Here is a 20,486-nt window from a genome sequence, read left to right as displayed (position 1 = left end):
TCCGGTTCCGCCTGATCTGTCAGGAGTTGTCAGGTCGCGTGGTTCTGCCTTCGCGGTTCAGACGCACCAGCGCGGTGCGGGCGTGACCCCGGCTGCCGCCGACCTCCACCTTGACCGACTTCTTGCTCCGGCGCACGCCGCGGTCGTTCGCCTTGACCGACTTCACCGCCCAGGGCAGCGTGATCCTCACCTCGTCGGCGGTCCTGGACGGATCGGAGACCGCGAGCCGTACCTGCTCGTCGTCGCGGCGCATCAGCAGCGCGCAGGGGCCGTCGGCGGTGAGGGGGCCGAACGCGGTCTCGACGGTCCCCGCCCGCCAGAAGACGGCGGCGAGCAGGTCGTCGCGGGAGATCGCCTGCACCGTCCCGGAGTTGGCCAGGACGTCGATCCGCCCGAGGTAGGCGGCGGTCTGCGCGACGCAGGCGCCGGGCAGCACGGCGTAGGCGTAGCGCGCCCTGCGCGGGTCGACGCCGTGGTCGATGAGGATCGTCGTGTAGTGCCTGCTGACGGGGGTGTCGTCGCCTCCAGTGGTGGCGCCCTTGTCGATGTCCCGCCAGCGGCCGGTGCGCTCCTTGCGGATCACCTTCGCGTCGGCGCCGTCGAGCAGCGCGTAGCCGGCCACCCCGGACAGATGGAACCAGCCGTCGCCCCGGGTCAGCGGCGGGTGCCAGGTGTTGGTGTTGCGGTTCTCGACGACGGTCTCGACGCGGCGGCCGTCGGAGGCGGCGATGCCGGTGCCGAGCGCGACGACCGCGTCGTCGAGCAGGAACCACGCCTTCTTGGCCCGCAGCGAGGAGCCGTCGCCGATCAGCTTCATGGCCGCCGCGCCGTACTCGCCGTCGAGCGCCACGCCGCCGGCCCACGGGGTGGGGGGCAGGCGGCGCCTGCCGTGCCGGAGATCGGCGCGCCTGCGGGTGTCGACCGTCGTGCCCGGCAGCCGGTACGGGTCGATCGTGGGCCACAGGTCGTCGTTCCAGTGGGTGAGGTCGTCGGTGTAGAGGTAGGTCATGCCGTCGCCGGTGTACCACCCGTGCAGGTTCTCCCGGTTCATGGCCTCGGCCGCGCCGATGCGCTCCGAGCTCATCGCGATCGCGAAGGCCCAGGTGGGACGGCGGTGCACGATCCGGTCCATGTCGGCGAAGACGTACGTGCCCGTGGTGCGCGGGCCGACCGGCACCGACGGGTCCGCCAGCAGGGCCCGCGCCTTCGCGATGCTCGCCAGCGGCGCGAGCGTGTCGTAGGGGACGGCCTGGTTGCGGGTGAGCCAGCCTTTCACCAGCGGTCGCCAGCGCCGGGCATGGCGCTCGGGCGCCGCCTCCAGCAGGGTGAGGATGGCCTCCACGGCCTTCTGCCCCGAGTGGTGGTCGCGGTGGCCCTGACGCGAGATGGACCGGCCGCGTACGCAGTCCATCATCAGCCCGTCGAAGATGAACGGCACGAAGGAGCGGTCCACGATGTCGTAGACGTTCCCGATGTCGGGGATCTCCCACGGTGACCGCGACAGCATGGCGATCAGCTTGGCCACGCTCTCCAGGTAGTCCACGCCGTAGCTGCCGGTGTAGGGGTACACGTCGTGCTGGATGAACGAACCGTCACGGTAGAAGCCGTCGCCCGGCCCCGCGGTGCGCCGCAGCAGGTCGGAGACCGCGTTCTTGGCCCGCTTGACGAGGCGCGCGTCGTGGGTCAGCACTCCGCGCATCGCCACCGCCATGGCCTTGCTCGCCCGGTTGGCGCCGGTCTCGACCACGCCGGGGTGACTGACGCGGCGCTCCGGGTCGGGGCACCAGCGGCGCAACGGGCGCAGCCAGCGGTCGAGCCGGTCCCGGGGCAGACCGTCGTACATCAGGGCGCAGGTGTCGGTCAGCGAGCGGGGGACGCCGATCTCCCACCAGAACCAGTTGCTGCCCCGCGGGTCGAGCCTCTCGTGGTAGGCGTGCTCGTACAGGAAGTCCAGTGCCTTCACCACGGTCCCGGCGACCTGCCGGTCATGGTGCATGGCGGTGCCCGGCGTGGCCCAGCCCAGCGCCAGGGTGCGCATGCGGTTGTAGGCGCGGTTGAAGTTGCCCGTCCGCGGGTCGCCCAGCGGCAGGTCGGGCCACAGGCTCGGGCGGCGGGCGGTGGGCTTCAGCTTGCGCAGCACCGCGTTGGCCGAGCCCTCGACCGCGCGTGTCTTGTCGGCGTAGGCGGTGTCGTACGTCCCGCCGGCCAGCAGGCTCACCCACCGCTCACGGGCGGCGTCGAACGCGGCGCTGCCGACCGCCTCGGCCGGTCTGTCCCACAGGGTGAGGCCGGCCACGGCCGCGGCACCCAGCAGGGTTGACCGCCGGCTGAGGGGGTGAGTCATGAGTGCCTTTCAAGAATCTCGCAAGCGTCCTTTGCGAAGATTTTATGGTGGTACCCGGGTGGCTCTTTCGGCTCCGCGACGGTGATCCGGCGCGCGAGGCCGGCTCAAGCAGCGATGCCGGGACCAATCAGGCCGTGACGTTTCGTCACAGCGGCCCGATCACTGGAGTCGACGATGGGAGCGCTGCCCTTGAGGCTTGAGATGAGGTGCCTCGGCCCCTGGGAGGTCGAGGCCGACGGTCTACCCGTGAAGATGGTCGGGCTGCGGCGCATCGGGGTGCTCGCCCGGCTCGCCCTCGCCGCCGGGCAGGCCGTACCCGCCGAGCGGCTGCTCGCCGACGTGTGGGAAGACAGCTCCGCCGTGACCGCGGACAAGCAGTTGCACATCGTGGTCTGGAGGCTCAGGGAGCTGTTCGCCTCCTACGGGCATGCGGAGATCGTCCAAACCGTGCCCGGTGGCTACCGGCTCGCGGTCGAGCAGGGCCAGGTGGACGCCCACGCCTTCGTGCAACTGTCCGCCCGGGCCCGCGCCGCCCGCGCCGAAGGTGCGACGGCGACCGCGGACTCGCTGTTCCGCGGGGCGCTCGCGCTGTGGCGGGGCCCGGCGCTGGCCGGGCTGGAAGCCCCCTGGGCGAGGGCCGAGGCCTACCGGCTGGAGACGGAGCGGCTGTCCGTCCTGGAGGACCACGCCGAGCTGCGCCTGGCCGCCGGTGACCACCGCGCCCTGACCGGCGAGCTCGCCGCGCACGTCGCGGCGCACCCGCTGCGGGAGCGGCCCGCCGCCCAGCTCATGCTCGCCCTGTACCGCGACGCGCGGGTGCCCGAGGCCCTGGAGGTCTACCGGCGCCTGCGCCGGGTCATGGCCGAGGAACTGGGCATCGAGCCCGGTGCCGAACTGTTCCGGCTCCACCAGGCCGTCCTCGTCAAGGATCCCGCGCTCGACCTGACGCCCGAGCGGCAGGCCGCGCCGGTCCGGCACGCCGCCCCGGCCGACCTGCCCGCCGACGCGCGGGCGTTCACGGCTCGGGCCGCCGAGATCGAGCGGCTCCATGCCGACCTGGTGAACGGCGCCGCGGTCACCGTGATCAACGGGCCGGGCGGCATCGGCAAGTCCGCGCTCGCCGTGCACGTCGCCCATGCCGTCGCCGGGTGCTTCACCGACGGCGTCATCTACGTCAACCTGCACGGCTCCACCGCCGGGCTCGCCCCTTTGGCGCCCGTCGAGGCGCTCGGCCACCTGCTGCGCTCCCTGGGACTGGACGGCGCCGCCATTCCCACGGACCCCCAGGAAGCCGCCGCGCGCTACCGCTCGCTCACCGCCACGGGCAACCTGCTGGTGATCCTCGACAACGCCCGCGACGTGCGTCAGGTCCGCCCGCTCGTGCCCGCCGGGCCGGGCTGCCGCGTCCTGGTCACCAGCCGCGACCCGCTCGCCACCCTGGACAACGCCCAGCACCTGCACCTGGGCAGGCTCGACGTCCCCGCTGCCGTCACGCTGCTCGCCCGGGTCGCCGGTCCCGATCGCGTGGCGGCCGAACCGCGAGCGGCGGAGGAGATCGTGCGGCTCTGCGGCGGATTCCCGCTCGCCCTGCGCATCGCGGGCGGCCGTCTGGCAGCCCGTCCCGACTGGTCGCTCGCCGATCTCGCGGGACGGCTGGCGGATGCCGCCCGGCGGCTCGACCTGCTGGAGCACGCCGATCTGGCCGTACGCGCCAGCATCGCGGTCAGCCACCAGCAGTTGCGCGAGGAACCCGCCGGCCGGGACGCGGCCCGCTTGTTCGCCCTGCTCGGGCTGGCGGACCTGCCCACGCACACCCCGGCCGCCTCGGCCGCGCTCGCCGGCTGGCCCGAGCGCCGCGCCGAGGCCGCTCTGGAACACCTGCTGGACGCCCGCCTGCTCGAAGTCGCAGGACCGGGCCGCTACCGCTTCCACGACCTCGTCGGCCTGTACGCCCGGGAGCAGGAGGTCCCCGACGAGGACCGGACCGGCGCGGCCGCCCGCGTGCTGGACCACTACCTGGCCACCTCGCAGCGGGCCTCCGTGCTGCTGAACGGCGGCAGCGTGGACGCCTTCCACTTCCCCACCGAGCGGCCAGGAGAGGAACTCGCCACCATGGCCGCCGCCAACGACTGGGTCGAACGCGAGCGGGACAACCTGCTGGCCGTGGTACGCCAGGCGGCGCGGGACGCCGATCCCGCCACCACGGGGCTCGCGGTCTCCGCCCAATGGCTGTTCGACCGCCGGGGCTGGTTCCCGGAGGTCATCGAGGTGAGCGAGGAGGCGCTGCGGCTGGCCAGGGCGGAGGAGGACTGGACGGCCCAGGCGATCCTGTTGCAGGGGCTCAGCTCCGTCGAGCAGCAACTCGGGCGCTTCCAGGAATGCGTCTCCCGCCTGGAGGACGCTCTGGTCTGCTGGGACCGGGCCGGACTGCCGGACCGGAAGGCGGGAATCCTCAACGACCTCGGCATCAGCTACGGCGTGATGGGCCGCTACGACGACGCGCTCGCCGCGCTGGGGCGCGCCCTCGCCATCACCGAACGGACGGGGCGCCGGGATCACGAGGCCCACGTGCGCAACAACCAGGTGGACGTCTACTACCGCCAGGGCAGATACGAGGAAGCCGTGCGCGAGGCGCGGCACGTCCTGGCGATCATGGAGGAAGTGGGCGACGTGGGCGACCTCGGCGACGCCCGCGACACCCTGGCCGACGCCTATCGCGCCCAGGGACTGCTCCACGAGGCCGTCGAGGAGTACCGGCACGCGATCGAGCTCCTGCGCACGGCCGGATCCACCGTGGCCATCGCCGTGGCCTGCTGGTGGCTCGGCCACGCACTGCACGACCTGGGGCGGCGCGAGCAGGCCAGGGAGTCCTGGCGGGAGTCGCTGGAGATCCTGTGTGAAACCGGTCTGCTCACCCCGGCCGAGATGACCGCCTGCCTGGCCCAGCCGGTCCCGGACACGCCGGAACCGATCAGGAACCAGTTGTAACCCTGCGGCTGCGATCGCGAGGGGCGACGCAGCCGCGTTGACAAATTAGCGCAATACGTCAAACTGACAATGCGCTTCCGGCGAGGCTCCCCCCGCCGGGCACCGACGTGGAGGTTTGATGATGAAGGTCGTCCTCGTCACCGGGGCGTCGTCCGGGATCGGCAAGGCCACCGCGCTGGAGCTGCTGCGCGCCGGCCATATCGTGTACGGAGCGGCCCGCCGGACCGGGCACATGGCGCCGATCCGCGAGGCCGGTGGGCACGCCCTCCCGCTCGACCTGCGCGAGCCACAGGACCTGGAGCGTGTCGTCGACACCGTCGTGGCCGAGCAGGGCCGGATCGACGTCCTGATCAACAACGCGGGCACCGTGCTGCACGGCGCCGCCGAGGACGTCCCCCTGGACCTGGCCCGCGACCAGTTCGAGGTGAACGTCTTCGCCCCGGCCAGGCTGATCCAGCTGGCCCTGCCGTACATGCGCGAGAAGGCGGCGGGCACGATCGTCAACGTCTCGTCCATCGGCGGCGAGATCACGCTGCCGCTCGGCTGCTGGTACTACGCGACCAAGCACGCGCTGGAGGCCTACTCCGACACGCTGCGCCTGGAGGTCGAGCCGTTCGGCATCGACGTGGTGATCATCCAGCCCGGTATCATCAGGACCGAGTTCGAGGACCACACCGGGCGCGACCTGCGGGAGATCTCCGGCGGCACCGCTTACGGCGCGATGGCCGAAGCCATGGCCCGCAAGAGCGAGACGCAACTCGGCGAGGAGGGCCCCGCGTCGGACCCCGGCGTCGTGGCCGAGGTCATCCGCGAGGCCGTCGAGGCCGGCAAACCTCGCACCCGGTACGCCGTCGGCTACCTGGCCGACAAACTGCTGGAGCTCAACCGGACCCTGCCCGATCGCGAGTGGGACAAGCTCGCGCTGAACGCCACCAAGTAGGTCACCATGAGCGCTGGAAGCGGCGGCGGATCGAGGACCAATTCGGGGCCGGCCGAGGACCTGCTCATCGAGCTGGACCGCGACGCCGGGGTGCCGCTGCACAGGCAGATCGAGGCGTCCATCCGCGCGAGCATCCGGGCCGGCCGGCTGCGGGCGGGCGCGTCGCTGCCGCCCACCCGCGCCCTCGCCGCCGGCCTCGGGGTCTCCCGCGGGGTGGTCGTGGAGGCCTACCAGCAGCTCACCGCCGAGGGCTACCTCGCCAGCCGGTCGGGCGGCTACACCCAGGTCGCCGCGTCGATGCCGGCCGCCGCCGAGGCGGGCGCCACGGCTCCGGGGGCGCGACCACCCGCGCGCGGGGTCTTCAAGGTCGACTTCGGGTACGGGCGCACCGACGTGTCGCAGTTCCCCCGGGCCGCCTGGCTCCGCTCGGTCCGCACGGTGCTCACCACCACGCCCAACGACCGGTTCGCCTACCTCGACGGGCGCGGCGTGCCGGAACTGCACGAGGCGCTGTGCGACTACCTCAACCGGGTGCGCGGCACGTCGGCCGTCCCGGGCGACATGGTCATCTGCGGCGGCTACGGGCAGGGCATCGCGCTGCTGATCCAGGTGCTCGTCCAGCGCGGCGCCAGGCGGATCGCCCTGGAGGACCCGTCGTCCAACGACGACGCCCGGGTGCTGGCCGCCGCCGCCGGTCTGGACGTGGTCGGCATCCCGGTGGGGCCGGACGGCGTCCGGGTCGACGCGCTCCACCGGGCCGACGCCGACGCGGTCGTGCTCACGCCGTCGCACCAGTGGCCCACCGGGGGAGTGCTGTCGGCCGCGGCGAGGGCCGAGGTGATCCGCTGGGCCGAGCGCCGCGGCGCGATCGTGATCGAGGACGACTACGACGCCGAGTACCGCTACGACCGGTCGCCGGTGGGCGCCATGCAGGGCCTGGCTCCCGATCACGTCGTCTACTGCGGCACGGCCAGCAAGACGCTCGCGCCGGGGCTGCGGCTCGGCTGGCTGGTGGCGCCTCCCCATCTGGTCGCCGACGTCGCGGCGGCGAAGGTGCTCGCGGACCGGGGCTCGCCGGTCATCGACCAGCTGACGTTCGCCGACTTCCTCGCGCGCGGCGAGTTCGACCGCCACCTGCGCCGGATGCGCCCGGTGTACCGGCGTCGCCGTGACGCGCTGCTGGACGCCCTGCGCACTCACCTGCCCGATCTGCGGCCGGCCGGAATCGCCGCCGGGCAGCACGTGGTCGCCTGGCTGCCGCCCGGCCTCGACGAGACGGCGGTGGTGACGGCCGCCGCCCGGCACGGCCTCGGCATCCACGGCGTCGGCCCGTACCGGATCGCCGGCACCGGACCGGGCGGCCTCATCTTCGGCTACGCCATCCTCGGCGAGGCCGCCATCGCCGAGGGGATCGCACTGCTGGCGCGGGCCGTCCGGGAGGTACGGGGGTCCTGATCCCGCGCGGGCGGCGCGCATCAGGCCGCCGGGCGGATGTTCTGGTTCAGGTGGAACACGTTGGCCGGGTCGTACGCCGTCTTCACCTCGGTCAGCCGGGCCAGCTTCGCCGCCGAGTACGCGCGACGTACGCCATGCCGCCCATCGGCCAGGTCGTCGGCCGTCAGCGAGTTGACGTACACCCCGCTCGCGTACGGTTCGAGCGCCGCGCCGGCGGCGCGGGCGGCGTCCATCCTGGCGTCGTCCTCGGCCGGGTCGGTCCAGCGGGAGCCGGCGCCGAACTCGAACATGGTGCCGCGGTGGCTGAACGCCGCGTCCGCGTCCGGGACCTCGGCGATCGCGCCGCCGTGCGCCTGCAGGCCGGCGCCCGGCAGGTACGGGCTCGCGCCCAGGTCGGCGGCGCCGCGCAGCAGGAACGCCTCGATCGCCGCGGTGGGGAATCGCCGCAGGTAGTGCCCCTTGGAATAGCGGCGGTAGGTGTGGCCGCCGGTGGAGTCGTCGCGCCGCTGCAGCGCGAGGTACGACGGCGTGGTGACGCGCGACGCGACGGGACGCCCGAGCGCCCGCATCGCGGGCAGCAGGCGGCGGCCCTCGTCCGGGTCGCCGACCCACACGAACCCCAGCGTGGCGATCGGGCCGGCGGGTCCGCTGCCGACGCCGGCGGTGAACGTCGCCTGCCGGGGCGCGACGGCGTTCAGGTCGCGCCAGCCCTCGATGACCGGCACGGCGTCCTCGGCGCGGAAGTCGAACTCGGCGACCAGCGTCCGCGTGCCGACGTGATGCAACTGGAACTCGAACTCGGTGACGACGCCGAAGTTGCCGCCGCCGCCGCGCAGGCCCCAGAACAGGTCGGGGTTCTCGGTGCGGCTCGCGGTCACCACGTCCCCCTCGGCGGTGACCATCGTGTACGAGACGACGTTGTCGCAGGCCAGGCCGTACTGGCGGGCCAGCCAGCCCATGCCGCCGCCGAGCGTGAGCCCGCCGACGCCGGTGTGCGAGACGTTGCCGGCGGTGGTGGCCAGGCCGTACGCCTGGGCCGCCCGGTCCAGCGCGCCGAGCAGCGCGCCGCCCTGCACCCGGGCCCGGCGGCGGACCGGGTCGATCCGCACGCCGCCCATGGGCGTCAGGTCGATCATGAGACCGTCGTCGGGGACGGCGAATCCGGCGACGTTGTGGCCGCCGCAGCGGACGCCGATCTCCAGGTTCAGTTCCCGGGCCAGCCGCACGGCGGCCACCACGTCGGCGACGCCCGCCGCGCGGACGATCATGCGTGGACGCCGGTCGACCATGGCGTTCCAGACGGTGCGGGCGGTGTCGTAGCCGGCGTTGCCAGGTGTGAGGAGCCGGCCGTCGAAGCGGGTCGCTGTCGTTGTCATACCACTGAGCCTGACAGGAATCGGTACCCTTGCCAGGGTCCGATCCTGTAGGCGGTTTCAGGACCAATTTCGGGCCGGCGGCGGCCCGGGCGTCACGGCGTGACGTCCACCAGGACCTTGCCGACCGCGCCGTTCTCCACGGCCAGGTGCGCGTCGGCGGTGCGGTCGAGCGGGAAGCGGACCAGCGGCAGGCCGTGCTCCTCGCCGACCGGCAGGGCGCCGTCGCGGACCGCGGCGGCGACGTCCTCGGCGGCCGAGGTGAGCGCCTCGGGACCGACCGTGTAGAGCACCAGGAACTGGAAGCGGGTGTTCAGCCGCATGTTCTGCATCACGTCCAGCTCGACCGGCCTGCCGCCGTCGTTGGCGTAGGTCGAGATCGTGCCGCGGGTCCGCAGCACGGCCATGTCCAGGGCGAGGTTGGCGCCGAGCGCCACCTCGGCGACGATGTCGACGCCGTCCGGGGCGAGCTTGCGGATCTCGGCCGCCGGATCGCCCTCGCGATAGTTGACCACGTGGTGGGCTCCGGCGGCGGTGGCCAGCCGGGCCTTCTCCGGGCTGCTGATCGTGCTGATCACGGTGGCGCCGGCCCAGCGGGCGAGCTGGATCACCGCGTGCCCGACGGCCCCGGCGCCGCCCGCGGCGAGCACCACCTTGCCGTCGAGCGCGCCGGGCCGCAGACGCCGCGGCCCGTCCTCGGCGACGGTGAGCGCGCGGTGCGCGGTGAGGGCGGGGACGCCGAGTGAGGCGCCGACGTCGAAACCGGCCTCGTCCGGCAACGGCACGGCCTGCCCGGCGGGCACGACGGTGAACTCGGCGGCGGTGCCGGTGGGCCGCCCGGCGGTGGCCATGAACAGCCAGACCCGCTGGCCGACCCGGCTCCGGTCGACCCCCTCACCGACGTCGTCGATCACCCCGGCGCCGTCCAGGTGCGGGGTGACCTCCGGGAAACTCATGGGGTTGGTGGCGCCGGAGCGGGTCTTCCAGTCGGTCGGGTTGACCCCGGACGCGGCGACCCGGACGCGGACCTCGCCGGGGCCGGGGGCTGGCACGTCACGGTCGACGAGCTGCAGAACGTCGGGGCCGCCGTTGTCGCGGTAGATGATGGCCTTCATACCGATAACTCTCTCCCAGGAGCACCTGCCTCACCAGGACGACACCCTGGGCGCGATCACATCAAGCGGTGCAGATCGCGTCTCTCGGCCAGCGCTTCGAGGCCGGCCGACCGGTAGGTGGCGGCGGCGGTGTTGGAGCTCCCGCAGCACACGACCACGCTGGACGAACCCAGCTCCCGGAGCGCTCGCGGGTGAACGTCGGCCCGTCGAACGACGCCGGCAGGACCGCGGTCCACTCGTGCGCCCGTTCCGGCCCGATCTCCTCGACGTGTACGCCGGGGTCCGGCACAGGCGCGGTGAGGTCACGCCGCAGGAGGGTCCACGGTTCGCCGATCTCCCAGCCGTCCTCGGACAGCAGGTCAGCGCCATCCAGCAGCCCGATCGCCAGGATCTTCCCGGCCCGGCTCCAGGTCCGCGTAGCCTCCGCCGACCGCTGCGCACCGAACCGCCGGAACCATCCCACACCACCCCGTCGCCCCTCCGCACTCCGGGCCCGCCCCCTGTGCGGGGGGCGAGCCCGGATGCGATGGTGGAGATCCCTACGTCAGCGGCACCGCCCGATCCAGGGCGGGCGGGGTCAGCGGCCCCTGCCGCAGGTAGGCCCGCATGGCGTCGTAGTCGCGGCTGCCGCGCACCGCGTCGGTGTACCCGGCGAAGGCGGAGTATCCGTCGGCGCCGAGCAGCGTGTAGGCCAGCGCGGCGAGCCGGTAGGTCTTACCGGTGTCGAGCGGCTGCCCGTTGACGATCACGTCGGCGGGGTTGATCCGATCCCCCACGGGCCCGTCCGGGGCGTAGGAGAAGCGCACGTTCCCGGACACGGCCAGCGGCGCGAACTTCACGCTGCCGTCGGCCTGCGCCTGCCACTGCTGCTCCAGGGCCTGCTCCAGCTGCGAGCCCCGGACCGAGACCGTGAGCACCGGGTTGGCGTAACCCCACGCCGCCCACGACTCGCCCATGAGCACCTGGCCGTCACTGTCGGCGGGGTTCGTCCCCTTGGCGAACCTGAGGTCGCCGCGGAGCGAGTTGGAGCCCTTGGCCGGCGCCACGGCCACCATGGCGAGGTCGGCCTTGCCGCCCTCGGTCTGCTGCGAGTCGAAGTACGCCACGTCCGCCACGGTGTTGCCGAGCGTGCTCTGCCCCGTCGCGTCGCGGGTCCTGGTGATGTCGCCGGTGATGGTCCCGTACGGCTTGGCGTAGGTCTCCTTCTGCTTGGCGTTCCAGTGGTCGACGAGCTTGACCATGCCGGGGTCGGGGGTGACGTCGCGGGTCACGGGGTGGTTGACCGCGGTGGTCGCGGACCTGATGACGTCGCGGGTGCGGCGGTCGATCTTCAGGTTGATCTCGTTGATGAGGCGGCCGTGGTTGGCGGCCTCGACGACCGGGCGGGGGTCGCCGGCGGGGTCGGGGACCGTGCAGGAGAAGTACGCGTGCCAGTGGCCGGTGACGATGACGTCGATGTCGGGGGAGGCGTTCCTGGCGAAGTCCCAGATCGGCCCGTTCATCGGGTCGGCGCAGCCGTTGTAGTCGGCGCCGGCCGAGCCGCCCTCGTGCACGTTGGCGACGATGGCCTCGACGCCGCGCCGCTTCAGGATGGCGGCGTACTTGCCGGCGGTCTCCACCAGCGGCAGGTTGTCCAGCGACGGCTGGTAGGAGGTGGACCCGTCCACGGTGGTGGGCGTCGTCAGGTTGATGAACCCGACGGGCATCCCCTGGAAGCGCTTGATCACGTACGGCTGCAGCACCGGGCGGGTGTCGCCCTTCTCGGTGATGTTGGCCGTGGAGAAGGCGAAGTCGGCGCCGTGGAACTGCCGCCCGTCGGAGTCGGTGAAGCAGCTGTCGACCCCGATCTCGCCGAAGCACTCGCCCTTGCCCATGTGGTCGCGCAGGAACTCCAGGGACCGGTCCAGCTCGTGGTTCCCGACCGAGGTGAACTCCACCCCGATCTTGTTCAGGAACTCGATCGTGGGCTCGTCGGCGTGGTAGGAGACCTCGGTGGGCCAGCCGCTGAAGTTGTCGCCGTTGGAGAAGGTGACCGTGTTCCGGTGCCCTTCCCTGAGCTTGCCGAGATGCGTCGCGACGTACGGCGCGCCGCCCACCACCAGGGTGTTCCCCTGCGCATCCTTGATCGTGCCGTCGGCGGCGTTGTTCTGCGGGGTGATGTAGCCGTGGAAGTCGGTGAGGGACAGCAGTTGTACGTCCACGGGCTTCGGCTCGGCCTGTGCAGGTGAGGCTGCCGAGGCCAGAGTGACGCCTAAGGCGACAACGATCCACTTGCGAACGGAATGCACGCATACTCCTCGATAGGGGACATAGCGGGAGGAAAGACTTGCTGGTCAGCCCGACGAGCCGGTGAACGCCATCCCGGAGATCGGCTGCCGCCGCATGGCCGGGACAAGAACGATCACAGGGTGGTGATCACCTCGATGAGCATTTATGATGGAGTTCACCATTAAGATTCGTCAAGAAGGGTGAACAGTGACGCTCCCCGTGATCGGCGGCGACCTTCAGCGGCTCCGCCGTCTCAACGCGCTCGCCGCGCTCTCCGCCCTGCGCGCCGGGGGGCCGCTGACGCTGACCCAGCTCGCCGAGCGCGCCGACCTGGCCAGAGCCACCATCAAGGTGGTGGTCAAGGACCTGATGGAGCTGGGCTGGGTGACCCAGCTCGACCCCAGCGGCGGCGAGAAGGGCAGGCCCGCGCGCCGCTACCGGTTCCGCGCGGAAGCGGGCCGGGTGCTCGGGCTCGACATCGGGGCGCACAAGGTGCTCGCGGTCGTGGCCGACCTCGACGGCGACGTCCTGCACACCACGCGCGAGCAGGTCACCCCCGGGCACTCCCGCGCCGAGCGGCTGGCCGCCGTGGACCGGGTCGTCGACGCCTGCCTGACCGGCTCGAACACCCCCGCCTCGGACGTCTGGATCGCGGTCGCGGGCAGCACGGGCTACGTCGACCTGCAAGGACGCGTCGTGCTCTCACGGGCCATCCAGGACTGGGCGGGCGTGCCGCTGGCCGGCCATCTCGGCGCGCGACTGCGGTGCGCGGTCCTCGTGGAGAACGACAGCAGGCTCGCCGCGCTCGCCGAGTGCCGCAGGGGCGTCGCCCGCGACACCCGGAACCTGATCTTCCTGCACGTCGGCCGGCGGGCCGGGGCCGCCATCGTCCTCGACGGGGTCCCGCTGCGCGGCGGCGGCGGAGCGGCGGCGGAGATCGGCGCGCATCCGCTGTTCAGGTTCGGTCACGCGGGTGAGCTCCTGGGGTCCGTCCCCGCCGTGGCACCGGGCACCCCGCCCGACGCGGTCGCGGGAGCGGTGTTCGAGGCCGCCAGGCGCCGCGACCCCGATGCCCTGGGCGCCGTGCTGCGCTACGTCAAGGTGCTCGCGCTGGCCACCGCCGCGATGGCCCTCACCGTCGACCCCGACCTGGTGGTGCTCGGCGGGGGCTTCTCCCGGTCGGCCGACGTGCTGATGGAGCCGCTGAGAGGCGAGCTCGCGACGATGTGCCTGCGCACTCCCGAACTACGGGCCTCCGTGCTCGGCGACGAGTGCGTGGCCGTCGGGGCCGTCTGTCACGGCGTGGAGCACCTGTCCGAGCTGCTGTTCGACCCCGAGAGCGGCCCGCTGCCCGCCCGGCCCATAATGGTGTAGCTCACCGAATATCAGGGGGTTCAGTCGAGGAGCTCGATGTAGCCGTCGGTCCCGTGGACGCGGATCCGCTGCCCGTCACGGATCAATCGGGTGGCCTGCGCCACACCCACGACGGCCGGCAGGCCGTACTCACGGGCGATCACCGCGCCGTGGGTCATCAGGCCGCCCACCTCCGTCACCAGACCGGCGACGGTGACGAACAGCGGGGTCCAGCTGGGGTCGGTGTAGGCGGTGACCAGGATGTCGCCCGCCACCAGGTCGGCCCGCGCCATGTCCGTGACGACCCGCGCCCGGCCCTCGACGGTCCCGGCCGAGACCGGGAGGCCGGTCAGCGCGCCGGGCGGGGCGTCGTCACGCCGGTACCGGCCATTGAGGGCCTCGCCCTCGGAGGTGAGGATCCGGGGCGGGGTGAGCGCCTCGTACGACCGGAACGCCTCCCGCCTCTCCCGGATGAGCCCGGCGTCCACGGCTCCGGTGCGCGCGACCTCCCGCAGCTCCTGGAACTGGAGGAAGAAGATGTCGTCCCGCTCGCGCAGGACGCCCGACCGGACGAGGCGATCGGCCTCGCGCAGCAGCGCCTGCTTGTAGGCGAAGTAGCGGTTGATCATGCCGTACTTGGGATACTCCCGGTATCCGGCGAACGTGCGGACGCGGTCGATCATCCGCTTGGTCTCCTCGGCCTTCTCCTCGCCGCCGGGCAGCGCGCGCAGGCGCGTCAGCAGGTCCTCCTCCTTCCGCTGCGACGCCTGGAGTCCCTGCTCGAAGTGCCGCTTGCCGGCGCCCGGCTCGAAGTTCCTGATGTTGCCGAGGAGGGTGGGCACGAGCACGGCGGGATTCTCGCTCCAGCGCGTCCTGGTGATGTCGATCTCGCCCGGGCAGCGCATGCCGTACGTGTCGAGGTAGCCACGGATGGCGTCACGCGCTTCCGGCCCCCCGGTCAGCCCGGCCAGCTCGTCCAGGAAGCCGTCGCCCTCCCGGCCTTCGTCCACGACGCGCTGCAGGAACGTCACGACGCCTGCGTGGGGCCGGATGGTGTCCGCGACGTCGAGGAGCGCCAGCCCCATCTCCGACGTGACGTTGCCGGGGACGGACTGCGTGAGCGCGTCGGCCGCGTTCTTCTCGCCCAGCCAAGCCTCCAGGTTCTCGTTGAGCCAGGAGGTCGCCGCCATCCCCGTCATGATCGCCTGGATGCCCCGCGGATAGAACAGGATGCGCTTCAGCTCGGCGAGGTCGGCCAGGACGAAGTCGAACAGCGCCGGCCCGGACAGGTGCTCGATCTCGCGCCGCAGCGTGGCGACGGACTCCTGATTCTGCCGGATCAGCTCGGTGACCAGGGCCGGATCGGGTTCGATCAGGGCGGGCGGGCCGCCGGCGGGTGCGCTGCCGGAATCCTCGTCCGGGAGCGAGCGGATGAAGTCGCCGCGGTCGAGGACGCTCTGGAGCGCGTCCCGGATCAGCGGGTCGTCCTTCCCCAGGGTCCCGAGGAGGCGTGCGCGGCCCGCGGGCGTCGCCAGGTCCGGGGCCACGTCCACGAACAACCGTCCGCCCGCCTCGTACATCGGCCGCAGGGTCGTCAGCCGCCACACGGAGAGCCCCAGCGGCTTCATCGCGTCGGTCATCATCTGCTGGTGACCGACGGAGACGTAGAGGTGGTTCTCCTCGTCGCCGGTCTCGGGGACGGGGAACAGGGTGGTGATCGGCCGGCTCTGGACGATGTGGAAGTCGCCGCCGGCCAGGCACCATTCGATGTCCTGGGGGCGGCCGTAGTACGCCTCGATCCGGCGGCCCAGCCGCACCAGGCCGACGACCTGCTCGTCCGTCAGAGCCGGCTGCGTCCGCAGCCGCGCCTCGACCGGCTCGTCCCGGGTGCCGCCTCCCGGCGTCGCCCGGACGGACCTCGGCTTGTCGGCCACCGCCGCGCTGACGACCCGATCGTCGCGCACCGTGTAGACGTCACCGGCGACCAGACCGGAGACGAGCGCCTCGCCGAGCCCCCACCCGGCTTCCACCGTGGCGATCTTCCGGTTCGAGGTCACCGGGTCCGCGGTGAACAGGATCCCGGCGGCGTCCGGGAACACCATCCGCTGGACGACCACGGCCATCCGCACCTTCCGGTCGTCGAAGCCGTTACGGCGCCGGTAGGTCACCGCCCGCTCGGTGAACAGCGACGCCCAGCACCTTCTGACGTGCCGGAGGATCTCCGCCAGGCCTGTGATGTTCAGGTAGGAGTCCTGCTGGCCGGCGAAGGACGCGGTCGGCAGGTCCTCGGCCGTCGCGCTGGAACGCACCGCGCAGGAGACCCGCTCCCCGAGCCGGTCGAGCGACGCGCCGATCGCCGCCACGAGGTCGTCGGGGATCGCGACGCCTTCGATGACGCGGCGGATGTCGGCGCTCAGCGTACGGATCGCCGCGTGGTCGTCCGGTTCGACGCGCGCCAGCAGGTCGAGCTGGGCGTCGATCGACGGCATCCCGGCCACGACCCGCTGGAAGGCGTCCGTCGTCACGCAGAAGCCGTCCGGCACGCGGATGCCGTCGATGCGGGAGAGCTCGCCGAGGTGCACCCCCTTTCCGCCGACGTCCGCGGCATTCGTCGAGTCGATGTGCTCGAAACCCATCACGTAGCGCAAGGCCGTTGCCCCATCGTTCGTCCGGTCGGTTCGCAACGGGCAGTATGGAGCACTTTTCGACTTCTCATGAGGCGCCCTGATCTGCTATAAGGTGAAAGTGGCGGGAGATGTCAGCCGCTGGGCACGGCTTGACCCTGACACCGCGTCAGGGGGCATCGTGCGGGAGCATGTCTGTCACCTATGTCGGCTCCGGGCCCTACTGCTACGCCAACTCTCTCGCGATGATCCTCGGTGCTGAGGCGCCGCCTCCCGCCGTGATCGAGGTCCTGACGGGCTCCCCGTACGGGATGCAGCTGATCGGCGGGAAGCTTCCGCTGTTCGACCCGTTCGGCTGGGACCCCGAGCTCGGGCTCGACGCCGCGATCGGCCTGCTCGGCTGGGAGTGCGAGCGCCTCGACGGCGGATCGGCCCCGGCGGCGCTCGACCGGCTGCGCCGCGCCTGCCAGGACGGCCCGGTGCTGGCCGGGCCGCTCGAACTCGGTCTGCTGTCCTACCAGCCGGGGTCGGGCAAGGCGGTCGGCGCCGACCACTACGTGGTGGTGCTGGAGGTGGGCGACGACACCGTGCTCGTGCACGACCCGCAGGGCTATCCGTACGCCACGCTGCCGGCCGGCGCCTTCGCCGAGGCGTGGCGCGGGGAGCTGATCTCCTATCTGGAGCGGCCGTATCGGATGCGCCACGGGTTCATCCGGCGGGAGCGGGTCAGCGCGGCGGACGCGTTGCGGCGCTCCCTGCCCGCCGGGCGGCTCTGGCTGGCCGGCCGGCCGGACGTGGCGGTCGCTCCCGGCACGCTCGGGCAGGCCGAGGCCGCCGAGCGCACGGCCCGGCTGGTGGAGGAAGGGCTGGACCCCGAGGTCAGGACGGTGTGGCAGGCGTTCGCGGTGCGGGTCGGCGCGCGCCGGCTCAACGACCTGGCGGCCTGCCTGTCGTCCCTCGGCTTTGATGCGGCCGAGGCCGTCGCCGTGGAACAGGCCCGCATCGTCGGTGGGCTGCAAGGCCCGCTCGTGTCGGGCGACGACCCGGCGCTCGCGGCGGGCCTGCGCCGGCTGGCGCCGACGTACGACCGGCTGCGTGCCGCCTTGGTCGCGGGGCCCCCGGAGCTGACCTCGGCGACATGAGCCGGGCGGTGTGTCAGGAGCTCGCTCTCACGGGGGCGGCGCGGTCGTGCCCGCCCTCGCGGTCCAGCAGGCCGAGGCCCGTGCGGGCGCGGGACTGCTCCGCGAGGTCGCCCACCTCGACGGCCACGTCGAGTGCGGCACGGTACAGGGTCCGCGCCCGGCCGGGCTCGCCGAGCGCCAGCGCGGCCGCCGCGACGCCGTTGAGCGCCTTGGCCTCGCCGCGCCGGTAGCCGAAGCGGCGGTACAGCTCCAGCGCGTCGCGGTGATGTCCGTCCGCCTGTGCCGGCCGGCCCTGCCGGAGGCGGGCGACGCCGAGGTGGTGCAGGGCGTCGGCTTCGCCGCCCCGGCTGCCGATGCCCCGGAAGAGCTCCAGCGCCTCGCGGTGGAGTCCGGCCGCCTCGGCGAACCGGCCCTGCCGCTCGTGCGCGACGCCGAGGTAGTCGGTGGTCACCGCCTCGCCGAAGCGGTCGCCGAGCTCGCGGAACAACTCCAGCGACCGGCCCAGCGCGGCCAGCGCGGCCCCGTGGTCGCCGGTGCGGGCCCGCACGTCACCCAGGCCGGTCAGGGCACGCGCTTGGCCCCTGCGGTCGCCGGCGCTACGGCACACGGTCAGGGCCTGCTCGAAATGCTCCGCCGCGAGCCGGTGATCCCCCTGCGTGTGGCGCACCCAGCCCAGGTCGGTCAGCGCCCGGCCCTCACCCGCCGGGTCCCCGAGCTGCCGGGCCGCCGCCAGCGCCTTGCCGTACAGCGTGAGGGCGTCGTCGTGCAGCGCGTGGTCGTACAGGTAGCGGTAGAGGGTCGTGGCCAGCAGGCCGGTGTGGGCCGGCCGGCCGGTGTCGCAGGCGTGCGCGGCGGATCGTACGAGATTGCCGCGCTCGGCCTCCAGCCAGGCGCGCGCGTCGGCGACGCCGCCGAAGCGCATCGTCGGCGGGCCGGTCCTCGGCCGCCGGTGCGCGCTGTCGGGATAGAGCAGGTCCATGGCGGCGGAGGCGGCGCTCAGGTGGTGGTCCAGCAGCCTGGTCAGGGCGGCGTGCCGCTCCGGCGGCGGTTCCTCGGCGGCGGTGTCGTGGGCGTACTGCCGCAGCAGGTCGTGGAAGCGGTAGCGGCCCGGCTCGTGCTGCTGGAGCATGTGCGTGTCGAGCAGCGCCTCCAGCCTCTCCTCGGCCTCCGGGACGGCGGTGCCCGCCAGGGCGGCGGCGGCGTGCGGGTCGACGTCCCGCCCGGGGTGGAGACCGAGCAGGCGGAACAGGCGGCGCTCGGCTTCGTCGAGCTGCCGGTAGGACAGCGCGAACGCGGCCGCCACCCCGCGCTCGGCGGTCGCCAGCTCCGACAGCCTGCGCCGTTCGTCGCGCAGGCGCTGGGCCAGGTAGGCGACGCTCCAGCGGGGCCGGTGGCGGAGGCGGGCTCCGGCGATGCGTACGGCGAGCGGCAGGAATCCGCACAGCAGGAGGACCTCGGCGACCGCGTCCGGCTCCCGGACGGCGCGTTCACCGGCGATCCGGGTGAAGAGTTCGGTGGCGTCGGCGGCCGGCAGCACGTCCATGGGCAGGGACCGGACGCCGTCGAGATCGGTCAGCCGGCGTCGGCTGGTGATGAGGACGAGGCTGTCGGACGGGCCCGGGAGCAGCGGGCGTACGTGCGCGGCGTCGGCGGCGTTGTCCAGGACGACGAGGACGCGGCGGCCCGCCAGCTCGGCCCGCCACAGCGCGGCGCGCTCCTCCGCCTGCGCCGGGATGGCCTCGGCGCGGATGCCGAGCTGGCGCAGCAGGGCCTCCAGCGCTTCGAAGGCGGTCACCCGCTGCCTGCCCGCCGTGTGGGCGTGCAGATCGACGAAGAGCCGGCCGTCGGGGTAGTGCGCGGCCAGGTGGTGGGCGGCGTGCACCGCGAGCGCGGTCTTGCCGATGCCGGCCATGCCGTCGATCGCCGTGATCGACGGTACGGCGTCGCCCGTGGGGGAGGGGGCGTCGATCAGCTGTGTGAGCTCCGCGGTGCGGCCGGCGAAGTCCGCGATGTCGTAGGGCAGGAACGTCGCCTTCCGGACGGCCGCCGGCTCCCCGCGCCGGCTCTCCCCGGCGGTCGCGCCGGAAGCCCGCACGACCGGGCCGATGGGTCCGTGGAGCACGGATTCCTCGACGGCCAGGAACGCGGGACCCGGATCCAGGCCCTGCTCCCGGACCAGGCGCGCCCGGTAGCCGCGCCCGGTGGACAGCGCGTCCGCCTGCCGACCGGCGCGGTTCAGCGCCAGCATGAGCTGCCCGGTCAGCCGCTCGCGCAGCGGATGACCCGCCAGTTCCGCGCCGAGCAGGTCGATGAGCCCCTCGTGCCGTCCAGCGGCGAGCTCCAGGTCGGCCAGCCGTTCCACGGCGGTCAGCCGCCGGTCCTCAAGCCTCGCGCGTGCGCCCGGCGCGTAGTCCGCGTGCACGTCGGCGAGCGCGGGCCCGCGCCACAGCGCCAGCGCCGAACGCAGGTGCCGGGCGCTCTGCCCTGGATCGTCCTCGGCCGTGGTCACGAGGGCGGTGAAGTCCTCCAGGTCGAGCTGTCCTGGCCGGGTGGTGAGCACGTATCCGGCCACGCTCGTCCGTAGCTGGTCGGCCGCACCGGCCGCGCGCAGGACGCGCCGGATCGCCGCCAGCGCGGCGTGCACCTGGGCGCGCGCCGTGTCCGGCGGCGTCGGCCCCCACACCGCGCCGATCAGCCGCTCGACGCTCTGGGCACGCCCCGCGTGGAGCAGCAGGCAGCCGAGGAACGCGCGGTGCCGGGGAGCGAGTGCGGGCAACGGCCGCTCACCTGCCGAGACTTCCACGGGACCCAGGATCGCGAAACGTACAGGCACCCCGAGATCGTACAAGGTGCGACATATCGCCAACCCATAGCTCACGCATCG

12 protein-coding genes are annotated in these 20,486 nt (G+C 73.0%); 5 read left to right on the top strand and 7 right to left on the bottom strand.

The window, feature by feature from the left end; all coding sequences use genetic code 11:
• Positions 1–19: 19 nt before the first annotated feature.
• The gene (locus ADY59_RS20600; RefSeq protein WP_049564492.1) at positions 20–2,344 is read right to left on the bottom strand and encodes a polysaccharide lyase 8 family protein; all 2,325 of its coding nucleotides are present in this window, start codon (positions 2,342–2,344) and stop codon (positions 20–22) included.
• Between the two features lie 252 nt (positions 2,345–2,596).
• On the opposite strand from ADY59_RS20600, the gene ADY59_RS20595 reads away from it, so the two are divergent.
• The 3 genes from ADY59_RS20595 (at position 2,597) to pdxR (ending at position 7,727) form a co-directional block, all read left to right on the top strand.
• Entirely contained in the window at positions 2,597–5,332 is a 2,736-nt protein-coding gene (locus tag ADY59_RS20595) for an AfsR/SARP family transcriptional regulator (RefSeq protein ID WP_231618813.1), read from the top strand.
• Between the two features lie 118 nt (positions 5,333–5,450).
• A complete protein-coding gene (locus ADY59_RS20590) occupies positions 5,451–6,272 on the top strand; it encodes an oxidoreductase (RefSeq protein WP_063780720.1) in 822 nt (273 codons plus the stop codon).
• A gap of 6 nt (positions 6,273–6,278) precedes the next feature.
• Entirely contained in the window at positions 6,279–7,727 is a 1,449-nt protein-coding gene (pdxR, locus tag ADY59_RS20585; protein WP_049564488.1) for a MocR-like pyridoxine biosynthesis transcription factor PdxR, read from the top strand.
• A gap of 20 nt (positions 7,728–7,747) precedes the next feature.
• Here the strand turns inward: pdxR and ADY59_RS20580 are convergent, their stop codons facing one another.
• The 4 genes from ADY59_RS20580 to ADY59_RS20570 all read right to left on the bottom strand — a co-directional run bounded on the left by ADY59_RS20580 (position 7,748) and on the right by ADY59_RS20570 (position 12,416).
• On the bottom strand, positions 7,748–9,103 hold the full coding sequence (locus ADY59_RS20580) for an FAD-binding oxidoreductase (RefSeq protein WP_049564486.1): 1,356 nt from the start codon (positions 9,101–9,103) through the stop codon (positions 7,748–7,750).
• A 92-nt stretch (positions 9,104–9,195) separates the two neighbouring features.
• Positions 9,196–10,215 carry an NADPH:quinone reductase gene (locus ADY59_RS20575; RefSeq protein ID WP_049564484.1) on the bottom strand — a complete coding sequence of 340 codons (1,020 nt, stop codon included), beginning with the start codon at positions 10,213–10,215 and terminating at the stop codon, positions 9,196–9,198.
• Between the two features lie 61 nt (positions 10,216–10,276).
• Positions 10,277–10,678: a hypothetical protein gene (locus ADY59_RS50150; protein WP_156325619.1), complete on the bottom strand. Its 402-nt coding sequence runs from the start codon at positions 10,676–10,678 to the stop codon at positions 10,277–10,279.
• Between the two features lie 76 nt (positions 10,679–10,754).
• Positions 10,755–12,416 carry a bifunctional metallophosphatase/5'-nucleotidase gene (locus ADY59_RS20570; RefSeq protein WP_197093755.1) on the bottom strand — a complete coding sequence of 554 codons (1,662 nt, stop codon included), beginning with the start codon at positions 12,414–12,416 and terminating at the stop codon, positions 10,755–10,757.
• 274 nt (positions 12,417–12,690) lie between these two features.
• Between ADY59_RS20570 and ADY59_RS20565 the strand changes: the two genes are divergently transcribed.
• The gene (locus tag ADY59_RS20565) at positions 12,691–13,857 is read left to right on the top strand and encodes an ROK family transcriptional regulator (RefSeq protein WP_049564481.1); all 1,167 of its coding nucleotides are present in this window, start codon (positions 12,691–12,693) and stop codon (positions 13,855–13,857) included.
• A 20-nt stretch (positions 13,858–13,877) separates the two neighbouring features.
• Here the strand turns inward: ADY59_RS20565 and rph are convergent, their stop codons facing one another.
• The gene (gene rph, locus ADY59_RS20560; RefSeq protein WP_231618812.1) at positions 13,878–16,475 is read right to left on the bottom strand and encodes a rifamycin-inactivating phosphotransferase; all 2,598 of its coding nucleotides are present in this window, start codon (positions 16,473–16,475) and stop codon (positions 13,878–13,880) included.
• 176 nt (positions 16,476–16,651) lie between these two features.
• On the opposite strand from rph, the gene ADY59_RS20555 reads away from it, so the two are divergent.
• A complete protein-coding gene (locus tag ADY59_RS20555; protein WP_049564479.1) occupies positions 16,652–17,602 on the top strand; it encodes a hypothetical protein in 951 nt (316 codons plus the stop codon).
• Between the two features lie 13 nt (positions 17,603–17,615).
• On the opposite strand, the gene ADY59_RS20550 is transcribed toward ADY59_RS20555, so the two are convergent.
• Positions 17,616–20,405: an AfsR/SARP family transcriptional regulator gene (locus ADY59_RS20550; protein WP_197093754.1), complete on the bottom strand. Its 2,790-nt coding sequence runs from the start codon at positions 20,403–20,405 to the stop codon at positions 17,616–17,618.
• Positions 20,406–20,486 lie beyond the last annotated feature (81 nt).

The organism is Nonomuraea sp. SBT364, from assembly GCF_001083785.1.
GTDB lineage: Bacteria > Actinomycetota > Actinomycetes > Streptosporangiales > Streptosporangiaceae > Nonomuraea.
The sequence above is the reverse complement of the archived record's forward strand: the minus strand, read 5'-3'. Positions and strand labels throughout refer to the sequence as shown.

What these genes read in the sequence shown, in the direction of transcription:
- ADY59_RS20575 (WP_049564484.1), bottom strand. Translation starts at nt 10,215, where the DNA reads ATGAAGGCCATCATCTACCGCGACAACGGCGGCCCCGACGTTCTGCAG.
- pdxR (WP_049564488.1), top strand. Translation starts at nt 6,279, where the DNA reads ATGAGCGCTGGAAGCGGCGGCGGATCGAGGACCAATTCGGGGCCGGCC.
- ADY59_RS20580 (WP_049564486.1), bottom strand. Translation starts at nt 9,103, where the DNA reads ATGACAACGACAGCGACCCGCTTCGACGGCCGGCTCCTCACACCTGGC.
- ADY59_RS20600 (WP_049564492.1), bottom strand. Translation starts at nt 2,344, where the DNA reads ATGACTCACCCCCTCAGCCGGCGGTCAACCCTGCTGGGTGCCGCGGCC.
- ADY59_RS20595 (WP_231618813.1), top strand. Translation starts at nt 2,597, where the DNA reads ATGGTCGGGCTGCGGCGCATCGGGGTGCTCGCCCGGCTCGCCCTCGCC.
- ADY59_RS20590 (WP_063780720.1), top strand. Translation starts at nt 5,451, where the DNA reads ATGATGAAGGTCGTCCTCGTCACCGGGGCGTCGTCCGGGATCGGCAAG.
- ADY59_RS20555 (WP_049564479.1), top strand. Translation starts at nt 16,652, where the DNA reads ATGTCTGTCACCTATGTCGGCTCCGGGCCCTACTGCTACGCCAACTCT.